Genomic DNA, 11130 nt, shown 5'->3' on the forward strand with positions numbered 1-11130 from the left:
CGAGGGCGGAGGACGTATCCAAGGGCGGATTGAAACCAAAGGAGGAACTCATGAAACTTTCCCGTACTCTCTTGACCACGGCAGCCATACTCGCACTGTCGCTGGGCTCGGTTCAGGCCAAGGAAGTCAAGAAACTCGGCCTCGCGGTCGCCAACCTTCAGGCAAACTTCTTCAACCAGATCAAGCAGGCTGTCGAAGCGGAAGCCAAGACCCGCGGCATCGAAGTCATCACCGTTGACGCGAAGGGCGACGGTCCGACGCAGGTCAACCAGGTCCAGGATCTTCTCACGCAGAACATCGATGCGCTCATCTACATTCCCGCCGGTGCCGCCGCCGCAACCATTCCGGTGAAGCTCGCCCATCAGTCGAACGTGCCGGTCATCAACGTCGACCGCAACGCCGACGGTGCACCTGGCGACACCTTCCTGGCCACGGATTCCGTTGCATCGGCAAACGCCGTCTGCAAGTACATCATCGAGAAGGCCGGCGGTAAGGGCAACATGGTGATCATCCATGGCCAGAAGGGCACGACGCCGGAAGTCGATCGCACGAAGGGCTGCATGGATGCCGTCAAGGCAAATCCGGGCGTAAAGATCGTTTCAGAGCAATGGTCGAACATCTGGAGCCAGGATGAAGGCTTCCAGATCATGCAGAACATGCTTCAGGCAAATCCTGACGTTTCGATCGTCTTCGCGCAGGCCGACGCTCTCGCTCTCGGCGCGGCACAGGCCATCAAGGTCGCAAACCCCTCGCAGAAGATTGCTCTCGGCGGCTTCGATGGCGACACCGCAGCTCTGGAAGCTTTGAAGAACGGCGTCTTCGACGTGACCGCGACGCAGCAGACCCAGAAAATGGGCCGCGATGCCGTTGCCAATGCTGTAAAGATCGTCGGCGGCGAGAAAGCGCCCCCGGTCCAGCTTATGGATGCGACCCTGACCACAAAGGATAACGTGGCCGGCTTTATCGCCAACCATCCGTAAGCATAACCAAGGGAGCGGTGCGATGACTGATCCGGTGCTCACACTCAGAGGTATTTCCAAGCGCTACGGCCCTCTGGAAGTCCTGAAGAACGTCAGTCTCGATGTCTTCCCGGGCGAGGTCGTCGCCTTGCTCGGCGAAAACGGCGCGGGCAAATCGACCCTATCGGGCATCATCGCCGGATCACGCACGCCTTCCGAAGGTACCATGACATGGCAGGGGCAGCCTTATGCCCCTGCCAATCCGAGAGAGGCGATCGACAAGGGCGTGGTCCTGATCCACCAGGAGCTTCAACTGCTTCCCGAGCTGACGATCGCCGAAAATGTCTTCATCGGTCGCTGGCCGATGAAGAACGGCGTCGTCGACCGGACACAAATGGTCAAACGCGCTCAAGAACAGCTCTCGCGCCTGAACCTGCATATTCCTGCGACGCGCAAGGTGGCGGGACTGTCGACCGCCAACCAACAGCTCATTGAAATTGCCAAGGCCCTGGCGCTCGATGCGAAGCTGCTGATCCTCGACGAACCGACGGCCGCACTCGGCGGTGCGGAAACCGAGGCGCTCTTCGAGCAGGTCAGGAAATTGCGCTCCGAAGGCGTCGGGATCATCTACATTTCGCACCGGATGGAAGAGATCAAGCAGATCACCGACCGCATTGTCGTTCTTCGCGACGGCGAACGTGTTCAGGAATTTGCCGATAGCTCGACCCCTGTGCGCACGATCGTTGAAAGCATGGTCGGCCGTTCGCTCGATAGAATGTTCCCGACATTGCCGGTGCCGCAGGATCGTCCGGTGTTGCAGGTCGACGCTCTGACCTCGGTGGACGATTCATTCCGCGATATTAGCTTCGAGGTAAGGGCCGGAGAAATTCTGGGTATAGCCGGCCTGGTCGGCGCGGGGCGAACCGAATTGGTGCGGGCCATCTCCGGAGCAGATCCGGTAAGGTCCGGCGCTGTGCGCCTCAATGGCGAAGCGTTAAAACTGCATAGTCCGGCTGACGCGGTAGCGAGAGGCATCGTTATGGTGCCGGAAGACCGCAAGCTTCAGGGATTGGTCGTCAACCACCGCATCGCGGAAAATATTGTTTACCCAAACCTCGATCGGTTCGAAAGCCGCTGGATTACGTCCTCGATGAAGCGGGATTTCGCAAAAAGAGCCATTTCGACATTTGGTATCAAGGGCCGTGCTGATCAACTGGCCTCCGATCTCTCCGGCGGCAACCAGCAGAAGATCGTCATCGCAAAATGGCTGATGCGCGATCCCAAAGTGGTCGTGCTCGATGAACCGACCCGAGGCATCGATGTCGGGGCTCGCGCCGGCATCTACGACATCATTGTCGGCCTCGCGAACAGGGGCGTGGCCGTCATCGTGGTCAGCTCTGATCTGGAAGAGGTTCTCGGTGTATCAAACCGCATCCTTGTCCTTGCGCAAGGCAAACAAGCGGGAATTCTGGAGCGCGACCAGGCGAACGACGTCTCCGTCATGGAATTGGCTACAATCTAAAATGACATCAAGAAAGGAAGAGCGATGCCCGACATCACTCTGAATGCTCCCAAGCTTTTCGACCTCTCCGGCCAGGTTGCCTTTGTGACCGGCGCCGGTAGCGGTATCGGCCAGCGCATCGCGATCGGTCTGGCTCAATGCGGCGCAGATGTCGCATTGCTTGACCGCCGCAACGACGATGGCCTGTCGCAGACCGCCGAATTCGTTCGCAAGGCTGGACGCCGTTCGATCCAGCTTGCCGCGGATGTGACAAACAAGGCAGCGCTTGCCGAAGCGGTGGAACGGGCGGATGTCGAACTTGGCCCCCTCTCCCTCGCCCTCAATGCCGCAGGCATCGCGAATGCCAATCCTGCCGAGGAGATGGAAGAGGAGCAATATCAGACGCTGATGGACATCAACCTCAAGGGGGTTTTTCTGTCCTGCCAGGCCGAAGCGCGCTCGATGCTGAAGAGGGGCAAGGGATCGATCGTGAACATCGCGTCCATGTCGGGCGTCATCGTCAATCGCGGCCTGAACCAATGCCATTACAACGCGTCCAAGGCCGGCGTCATCCACATGTCGAAGTCCCTGGCAATGGAATGGGTCGACCGCGGAATTCGCGTCAACACGATCTCCCCCGGCTATACGGCGACACCGATGAACACCCGGCCGGAGATGGTCCATCAGACAAAGCTGTTTGAAGAGCAGACGCCGATGCAGCGCATGGCGACGGTCGATGAGATGGTTGGTCCCGCCGTATTTCTGCTTTCGGACGCGTCAAGCTTTGTCACGGGTGTCGACCTGCTGGTCGATGGCGGTTTCTGCTGCTGGTGATGACGATGCCGCACAAGTTGATCGCCGGAAACTGGAAAATGAACGGGCTGCTCTCGGACCTAAACGAGATTGTCGCCATCGCGGCCGCCGCCGATGACGCCAAGGCCGAAGCCATCATTTGCCCACCCGCCACCCTTATCGACCGCGCCGCGTCGATAGCGCGCGGCTCAAAATTGCGGATCGGCGGGCAGGATTGTCACGCCTCGCCGTCGGGCGCCCACACGGGCGATGTTTCCGCGAACATGCTGGCCGATCTCGGAGCAACCTGTGTGATCCTCGGCCATTCGGAGCGTCGGGCAAACCATGATGAGACCAGCGCTCTCGTCGCCGCAAAAGCGGCGGCGGCTTACCGCGCCGGACTGACGGCCATCGTCTGCGTCGGCGAAACCGACGATGAGAGGACCGGCGGCATGACGCTTGCGGTCGTCGAAAGCCAGCTTTCGGCGTCCGTTCCGGACAGTGCTTGCGCTGCCAACACCGTTATCGCCTACGAGCCGGTATGGGCGATTGGAACCGGCCGCGTTCCGACGGAGGCCGAAATCGCCGAAGTTCACGCCGCCCTGCGCGGAGCCCTGATCAAGCGATTTGGCGCGGAGGGCAGCGAGATACGGCTCCTTTACGGTGGTTCCGTGAAGCCATCGAACGCGGCGTCGCTATTTGCCATTGCCCTCGTAGACGGCGCGCTTATCGGGGGAGCCTCGCTGAAGGCATCGGATTTTGCAGCGATACTGCGTGCTGTCCCCTGAATGCGAGCCCGATGGTTGGCCGCCGACGGGACGGCCTTGAAGATTTATTTTGCTAAGCGCCGTTTGCCAGGAAGCACGGCGGTGGACCGGGAGACATCCGAATGAACCGCTTCGAAAACAAGACCGTCGTCATCACTGGAGCCAGCCGGGGCATTGGCGCCGCCATCGCACGGCGCTTTGCGAAAGAGGGCGCAAATCTCGTCGTTTCCGCCAATGAGGAGTCGGTGCACTTCGTCGCCGAAGAGATCAAGAAGAATGGCGGCAAAGCGATCTCCTTCGTCGGCGACGTCACGGATAAGGCAAGCGTGAAGGCCCTTTACGATGCTGCGGAAGATGCCTTCGGTACTGTCGATGTCTCGATCCAGAATGCCGGCGTCATTACAATCGCGCGGATTGAAGACATGACCGAAGGCGAGTGGGACAAGGTCATGGCCGTCAACACCAAGGGTGTTTTCCTGTGCGCACAGGAAGCGATCCTGCGCATGCGCAAACACGGCCGCGGCGGACGCATCATCAATACCGCATCGGGACAGGCACGAGACGGCTTCATTTATACGCCGCACTATGCCGCCTCGAAGATGGGAGTGGTCGGGATCACTCAGAGCCTCGCAAAGGAAGTCGCCACCGAAAACATAACCGTCAATGCGTTCTGCCCGGGCATCATCGAGACGGACATGTGGGCCTATAATGATCAGGCCTGGGGTAAGCTCCTTGGCAATTACGGTCCGGGCGAGCTGATGAAGGAGTGGGTCGCAGGCATTCCGATGAAGCGCGCCGGTTCCGGCGAAGACGTCGCCGGTCTCGTCACCTTCCTCGCGAGCGATGATGCGGCCTACATCACAGGTCAGACGATCAATGTCGACGGCGGTCTCATCATGTCCTGAGTTCATGAGAAAACAATCTGTTCACCGGTTGTGTCGCAGAAAAGACAGTGAGAGGAAAACTGCCCTCTTGCGGGAGGCCATATCGATCGCCTATCTTATCAGCGTTCTCAGGGCGGGGTGAAACTCCCCACCGGCGGTATCGAGGAAACTCGGAGCCCGCGAGCGCCTCTGCAAATCGCGGAGGGTCAGCAGACCCGGTGAGAGGCCGGGGCCGACGGTTAAAGTCCGGATGGAAGAGAGCAACCGTGCGAGCGCAACCGGTGTTGTTGCGCGTCCGCAGGCTTGTTCGCCCAAGGGATAAACAGTGACTTCGAAAGAAGTCTTGGATGCTGCGAAGGCAGCTAACCCTTGAAAGGCAAAGTGCATGGCAATTTCTAAAATCGAAGATGCAATCGCGGCGATTTCACGCGGCGAGATCGTTGTTGTTGTTGATGACCAGGATAGAGAAAACGAGGGCGACCTTGTGATTGCGTCCGATGCTGTGACGCCTGCGGCAATTACCTTCATGATGAATCATGCGCGCGGTCTGATCTGTGTGGCCGTGGAAGGTGAAAGGCTGGATGAGCTCGACATTCCCCTGATGGTTCCACGCAATACCGAGGTTCTGAAGACCGCCTTCACGGTGTCCGTCGACTACATTCCGGAAACGACGACAGGGATTTCTGCAGCCGATCGCGCCGCGACGGTTCGTGCCCTCGTTACCAAGGGCACGCGGCCAGACGACTTTGCCCGCCCAGGGCACATTTTTCCACTGCGCGCTCACCCGGCTGGCGTGCTTGGACGTCCCGGCCATACCGAGGCAGCCGTCGATCTCGCAAAGCTTGCGGGGCGCTCCGGATCTGGCGTGATTTGCGAAGTCGCCAATGATGACGGCACCATGGCTCGCCTTCCCGATCTTGAGAAGTTTGCCGAGCGGCACGGCCTGCTCCTGGTGACGATTGAAGATCTGATCGCCTACCTGAATGATCAGCGCGATCTGGCGACACCGGAAATGTCGGCCGCCTAATCGTTCAAACTAGATGCCAACATGGCGCGTTCTGTTGCAAAAGATTGTTGTGTGTCTGCGATTGGCGGAGGCACCTTTCTAGACAAGAGCTCGTGCAATCCGCTCGCAACAATCGCGCCTTTGCTTTCGCTATAGATCGGTGTCCGGCCTCTCTTCCATCTCTTCATCGGCAATGGAACTGACCAGCGCCACGACGCGGCTGCGGACACGCGGGGGAAGCAGCAAAACGTCCTCGATGAGACGGCGGCCTTCCGCGGTGGAGATATAGGCGATGCGGTCATCGACCTCGGTCACGATCTGCGGGTCCTGTGTGCCTTCAGGATCGGGCAGGCCTTCAAAGAATTTCGCAACGGGTACCCTCAGGCGTTTGGCGACCTCATAGAGCATGGATGCACTGACGCGGTTCCTGCCGTTTTCATATTTCTGCACCTGCTGGAAACTGACGCCAATGCCGGCGCCAAGATCGCCGAGCGATACATTCGATTGTATGCGGCGGATACGGATCTGCTGTCCGACATGCAGATCGACGGGATGGGCTGACTGGCTTTCAATGGTCGGCTGCTTGCTTTGCCCACGTCTCGACGATCGGATTTGTGCGGCGGCTGTACGGCGATTCATGGTCGACACCCCGAATGGAGAGTTTCATGCGGTACGCCCCCGCTGAAAACTCGCTCAACCCACTGATCGGGGAGTGCAAACCGTGCTAGACGGCCCTATGGCCTTTAGCTCCGAGGAACCTGGACATACGCCACAGGCTCCCCGACCGCAAAGGTCAAGGAGTGTGGTGCCGTACCGGCCGACACCAACCGCTAGCAGGGGTTTGCAGCCCCAAGGCAGCGCGTACTGCCTCGCAGAAAAAGATAGTGGAATTCAGTTTGCTTCGCAACCGAATTCTATACAAGATTCAATGGCTTCACCTTGGAAACACGCGGTACTTCGCAGAGCAGCAGATCCGCGCTTTGCAGATACTATGACGTGCTGAGCTATTCGAAGCGCGATAAGGAAACCTACCATTTGCGACGATGCGCTCGCGACACCCGGCCGTGGCTCCCGTGCTCCTTCGTGGATGGAACTTCCTGCGTCCAAGCGACCGCTCGTGCAACAACGCCGCCCGCCGGCGCCCCCTTCCTTCTCAAAGACTAAAACAGCGGCCATCGCGGACGGTGGAAGCCAGTTGAGCTGTCGCTTAGTCCCCGTCACAATTGGCGCGACCAATATTGCTGGACATTGGCGAGGATGGATCCCTTGGTGAGCTTTAGCGAATTCCTCAATCGATGTACTCTCACCGGAATCTGAAGTAACTTGGACGACAACTGGTATAAAGCTTGACCCTCCTGGATAGTCTCCACGTCTACGTCGATGGCTCCTTTTCGCCCACCACGAAAACCGGTGGCTGGGCATTCGTGGTTTATCGCGGTGGAATTGAGGTGACCTCGAATTGTGGGCGAGTTGCGGCCCCGGGCAACGGGCAGATGGAAGTCCTGGCCCTGCTGCAAGCACTTGAATGGCTCGAAGGTTCAGAAATCCGCGAGCGGTCGTGATTTGGTGCGATTCCCACTACGTTGTCGACGGCTGCAACAGACTTCTGAAAATCTGGACGATGGGCTTGCCTGCGTGATGCGCAAGGGTCATCCGGACGTCGGAGACAGCATTTCCCGAGAGCAGTATGAGAGCCTCAAGCATGTAAACGTGCTCCCGCCGGGCCGTCTACGCGTCGGTCTCGTCCAGGCATTGGGACAACAAAACCTCAAGCGCGAGGTCGCCGTTTCCGTCACCCACTTCCTTGCCGTGCCCGCGATGCTTGCCGTCACGGACTATTGTGCGACGCTGCCGAGGCTGGTCTGCCAGAGCCTCGAAGGCGATCCGCGCCTAAAGGTGCTTCCGACGCCCGTCGATCTCGGAACTTTTCCGGTCGAGATGGCTTGGCATGTTCGCTACCGCCACGATCCAGCCCACAGGTGGTTGCGCTCGGTGATAGCCGAACTGGCAAAGGAAATGGCTACCGGGAAAATATAGCGATTTCTATGATCCGATTGGCATCGTTCGCCGCATGAGCGATGCCACAAAGACCTGCCGCCTTGATGAGATACGAACCGTCGTATTCTCGTTCGACTGAGACGCAGCCGCTGTAAACCGTCAGGATCCGGTCATTCCTCCCTGAAGGCACGCGCGACCTGATCCATGAAAGGCTTCGTCAAATAGGCGAGAGCTGTGCGTTCCCCCGTCTGGACGAAGGCTTCGACCGGCATGCCGGGCAGTGGTGTTACCTCGCCCAGCCTCTGCCATTCGCCGTCAGAAACTTTGGCACGCACGACGTAGTAGCTGAGACCCGACCGTGGATCGGCGGTGAGGTCAGCTGCTACGCTTGTGACGATACCATTAAGTTCCGGCGTGTTACGCTGGCTGAAAGCGGAAAACCGAAGATGCACGGCCTGGCCGATGCTGACCTGATCGATGTCGGTCGGCGAAAGCTTGACCTCGGCGACCAGCGCATCGCGATCCGGGACGATCTGCATGATCGCTTCTCCGGGCGCTATGACGGCGCCGGGTGCGTGAACGGCGAGCTGGTGGACGATGCCGCCCTGCGGCGCGCGGATATCGATGCGCTGCAGCTCATCCTCGGCGGCGACCAGACGCTCGGAAAATTCGCCGATATCGCTTTCTGCCTGGCGGAGCTGATCTGAGACTTCGCTGCGCTGGTCGTCGTCGATCTGGATGATCTGAAGCTCCGTCTCGGTGATCTTGCCCTTCGTCTGCGCCTCGTTGGCAACGAGGCTGCCGAGTTCGCCGGTTAGGCTTGCCGCCTCCCGCTGGAGAGCATAGACCCTATTTGCGGGAACCAACCCCTGGTCGAAGAGGCGCTGCAGGCTTGTCAGCTCCTTTTCGATCAACGCGATCTCCTGCCGCTTGGCGGTTTCCTGCGAGACCAGACCTTCGGCTTCCTGTTTTAGCTGCTCGATGCGCTCTCGCAATTGCGCCTTCCTGCTCGTGCGCGAGGACCTGCGGTCGGCGAAAAGTCTCTTCTCCCCGTCAATCGAGCGGCTGACGTCAGCATCGTCGCCTTTTTTCAGTAGCTCCTCGGAGAATTCGATAACGTCGACTCCATCGCGTTCGGCTTCCAGCCGCGCGGTTCTGGCTGAAAGCTCGTTCAGACGCTTGCGCACGATCGCGAGATTGGCGCGCGTCTGCGTATCATCCAGGTGGATGAGGATCCGGCCGGCTTCCACGAGCTCCCCGTTTTTCACGAAAATCTGGCCGACAGTCCCACCCTTCTGATGCTGCACTGGCTTCACGTATGTGTCGACGACCACCGTTCCGGTGGCGATCACGGCACCCGACAGATGCGTGGTTGCCGCAAGCCCTCCCATGACACCACCAAGCAGCACGACGACGCTGAGGGCTGCCACTGTCAGCTTACTGATAGCGCGCTCCGCCGATGGCCCTCCGATCTCTGTCACGAACCTGCCTCCTCCCCGCCGACCAGGAGACGCACGGGCTGCGGGGCAGCTTTCGGCAGCCTTGCCGTCGTCTTGCTCAGTACCTCGTCCTTTGGACCGAACGCCTGCATCTGGCCGTTGCCCATGACAAGGACCTTATCGACAGCAACGAGCGCGCTCGGCCGATGGGCGATGATGATTGCAATCCCTCCCCTTGCACGGATGCCAGAGATCGCCTTTGTCAGTGCCGCTTCGCCGTCGGCGTCGAGATTGGAGTTCGGTTCGTCGAGCACGACTAGGAACGGATCTCCGTAAAGGGCTCGGGCAAGCGCGATGCGCTGCCGCTGTCCGGCCGAGAGAACCGATCCGTGTTCACCAACCCTCGTATCGAACCCGTCGGAAAGCTGCACGATCATGTCATAGACGCCGGCGGCCCTTGCGGCCGCGATGACGGCCTCGGAATTGGCGGCCGGATCGAAGCGGGCAATGTTTTGAGCGATTGAACCGTCGAAGAGCGAGACATCCTGCGGCAGATAACCGAGATGGCGGCCGAGGGCGCGCGGCTCCCATTGCGAAAGTAGAGCTTTGTCGAGCCTGACAGCGCCACTCAGCGGAAGCCACAGGCCGGTGATGGCGCGCGCGAGAGTCGATTTTCCCGACGCACTCGGGCCGATCACGCCGACCGCTTCACCTGCCGAGACACCGAACGAGACGCCTTTGAGGATCGGATTGCGACCACCAGGAGCCCCAAGATGCAGGTTCTCGACGGCAAGACTTTCGCGTGGCGCCGGCATGGCAATCTCGCGCTGTTGCGATGCCATCAGCGTCATCAGCTTGGTCAGACGCGCCCAACTCTGTCTTGCTGCGACGAAACCCTTCCACTGACCTATGGCAAGCTCCACGGGCGCAAGCGCCCGGCTGGCGAGGATCGAACTCGCGATCATGATCCCGCCTGTCGCTTGCTGGTTGATCACCAGATAGGCACCGACGGCGAGAACGCCCGACTGCAGCATCATGCGCAGGATCTTTGACGCCGTCGCCAGCCCGCCGGTAACGGTGCTCGCCGCAACATGGTTGGCGAGATAACGTCGGTTGAGACCGGCCCATTGCTCGCCGATGAAATGACCAAAGCCCATGGCAAGCACGGCTTCCGAATTGCGCTTGGTAGCTTCGGCAAGGGTGATACGCTCGGCCGCGAGCCTTGCCGCCTCCTTTGCTGGTGCGCGTGAGCGGATTTCGGTAAGCGCTGTCAGACCGATGAGCAAAAGGGCGCCTGCAAGTGCCGTCACTCCTATCCAGAAGTGGAAGAGGAAACAAAGACCAAGATAAAACGGCATCCACGGCATGTCGAAAAGCGCCGTTGGCCCCTGCCCCGATAGAAAGCCGCGTATCGTATCGAGATCGCGCACGCATTGCAGCCCGTCGCCCGGCATCTGTATGCGCGATGGTAACAGGATGAGCGAACCGTAGACGCGGTCGCCGAAACGCTCATCGATGGCCGTTCCCACCCTGACCAGGAGCATCGACCGGATCAACTCCAGCACGCCCTGAAAGATAAACAGCGTGGCTGCGATGATGCCGAGGCCGACGAGCGTCGGCAGGCTGCGACCGGGAATGACCCGGTCGTAGACTTGCAGCATGAAGAACGAACCGGTCAACGCCAGAATATTGATGACACAGCTCGTGACGCCGACACCGAGGAAGGCCCGCCGAAGCGATGAAAGGACCGCCACAAGAAAGACTTGTGACGGTTGTTCCCGATT

Annotated in this window: 10 protein-coding genes, 1 pseudogene and 1 riboswitch; of the genes and pseudogenes, 8 read left to right on the forward strand and 3 right to left on the reverse strand. The window is 59.7% G+C overall.

The window, feature by feature from the left end:
* Window positions 1–50 precede the first annotated feature (50 nt).
* From PH547_RS21485 to ribB, 6 genes are all read left to right on the forward strand, one after another.
* Window positions 51–980: a sugar ABC transporter substrate-binding protein gene (locus PH547_RS21485; protein WP_260304824.1), complete on the forward strand. Its 930-nt coding sequence runs from the start codon at window positions 51–53 to the stop codon at window positions 978–980.
* Between the two features lie 22 nt (window positions 981–1002).
* Window positions 1003–2481 carry a sugar ABC transporter ATP-binding protein gene (locus tag PH547_RS21490; RefSeq protein WP_260304823.1) on the forward strand — a complete coding sequence of 493 codons (1479 nt, stop codon included), beginning with the start codon at window positions 1003–1005 and terminating at the stop codon, window positions 2479–2481.
* A gap of 24 nt (window positions 2482–2505) precedes the next feature.
* Complete coding sequence (locus PH547_RS21495; protein WP_285169404.1) at window positions 2506–3294, forward strand: SDR family oxidoreductase; 789 nt, start codon at window positions 2506–2508, stop codon at window positions 3292–3294.
* A 5-nt stretch (window positions 3295–3299) separates the two neighbouring features.
* The gene (gene tpiA / locus PH547_RS21500; RefSeq protein ID WP_285169405.1) at window positions 3300–4040 is read left to right on the forward strand and encodes a triose-phosphate isomerase; all 741 of its coding nucleotides are present in this window, start codon (window positions 3300–3302) and stop codon (window positions 4038–4040) included.
* Between the two features lie 101 nt (window positions 4041–4141).
* Window positions 4142–4924 carry a glucose 1-dehydrogenase gene (locus PH547_RS21505; protein ID WP_285169406.1) on the forward strand — a complete coding sequence of 261 codons (783 nt, stop codon included), beginning with the start codon at window positions 4142–4144 and terminating at the stop codon, window positions 4922–4924.
* A gap of 99 nt (window positions 4925–5023) precedes the next feature.
* Window positions 5024–5169: riboswitch (FMN riboswitch) on the forward strand.
* A gap of 119 nt (window positions 5170–5288) precedes the next feature.
* Window positions 5289–5930 (forward strand): 3,4-dihydroxy-2-butanone-4-phosphate synthase, encoded by a 642-nt coding sequence (gene ribB / locus PH547_RS21510; RefSeq protein ID WP_285169407.1) that lies wholly within the window; start codon window positions 5289–5291, stop codon window positions 5928–5930.
* A 129-nt stretch (window positions 5931–6059) separates the two neighbouring features.
* Here ribB and PH547_RS21515 read toward each other — a convergent pair whose 3' ends face one another.
* Window positions 6060–6548 (reverse strand): helix-turn-helix domain-containing protein, encoded by a 489-nt coding sequence (locus tag PH547_RS21515; RefSeq protein ID WP_285169408.1) that lies wholly within the window; start codon window positions 6546–6548, stop codon window positions 6060–6062.
* 707 nt (window positions 6549–7255) lie between these two features.
* On the opposite strand from PH547_RS21515, the gene PH547_RS33845 reads away from it, so the two are divergent.
* Entirely contained in the window at window positions 7256–7471 is a 216-nt protein-coding gene (locus PH547_RS33845) for an RNase H family protein (RefSeq protein ID WP_350223748.1), read from the forward strand.
* Window positions 7472–7523: 52 nt separating this feature from the next.
* Window positions 7524–7946, forward strand: a pseudogene (locus PH547_RS21520) (LysR substrate-binding domain-containing protein); the annotation flags it as partial.
* A gap of 131 nt (window positions 7947–8077) precedes the next feature.
* Here PH547_RS21520 and PH547_RS21525 read toward each other — a convergent pair.
* A complete protein-coding gene (locus PH547_RS21525; RefSeq protein ID WP_285169410.1) occupies window positions 8078–9388 on the reverse strand; it encodes an HlyD family type I secretion periplasmic adaptor subunit in 1311 nt (436 codons plus the stop codon).
* On the reverse strand, window positions 9385–11100 hold the full coding sequence (locus PH547_RS21530) for a type I secretion system permease/ATPase (protein ID WP_483315568.1): 1716 nt from the start codon (window positions 11098–11100) through the stop codon (window positions 9385–9387). Before PH547_RS21530 ends, PH547_RS21525 begins: the two co-directional genes overlap by 4 nt.
* Window positions 11101–11130 lie beyond the last annotated feature (30 nt).

This window comes from Rhizobium cerradonense, from assembly GCF_030182455.1.
Taxonomy (GTDB): Bacteria; Pseudomonadota; Alphaproteobacteria; order Rhizobiales; family Rhizobiaceae; genus Rhizobium.

Excerpts from the sequence above, each read along its gene's own strand:
- ribB (WP_285169407.1), top strand. The coding sequence starts at position 5,289 with ATGGCAATTTCTAAAATCGAAGATGCAATCGCGGCGATTTCACGCGGC.
- PH547_RS21515 (WP_285169408.1), bottom strand. The coding sequence starts at position 6,548 with ATGAATCGCCGTACAGCCGCCGCACAAATCCGATCGTCGAGACGTGGG.
- PH547_RS21485 (WP_260304824.1), top strand. The coding sequence starts at position 51 with ATGAAACTTTCCCGTACTCTCTTGACCACGGCAGCCATACTCGCACTG.
- PH547_RS21505 (WP_285169406.1), top strand. The coding sequence starts at position 4,142 with ATGAACCGCTTCGAAAACAAGACCGTCGTCATCACTGGAGCCAGCCGG.
- PH547_RS21490 (WP_260304823.1), top strand. The coding sequence starts at position 1,003 with ATGACTGATCCGGTGCTCACACTCAGAGGTATTTCCAAGCGCTACGGC.
- PH547_RS21495 (WP_285169404.1), top strand. The coding sequence starts at position 2,506 with ATGCCCGACATCACTCTGAATGCTCCCAAGCTTTTCGACCTCTCCGGC.
- tpiA (WP_285169405.1), top strand. The coding sequence starts at position 3,300 with ATGCCGCACAAGTTGATCGCCGGAAACTGGAAAATGAACGGGCTGCTC.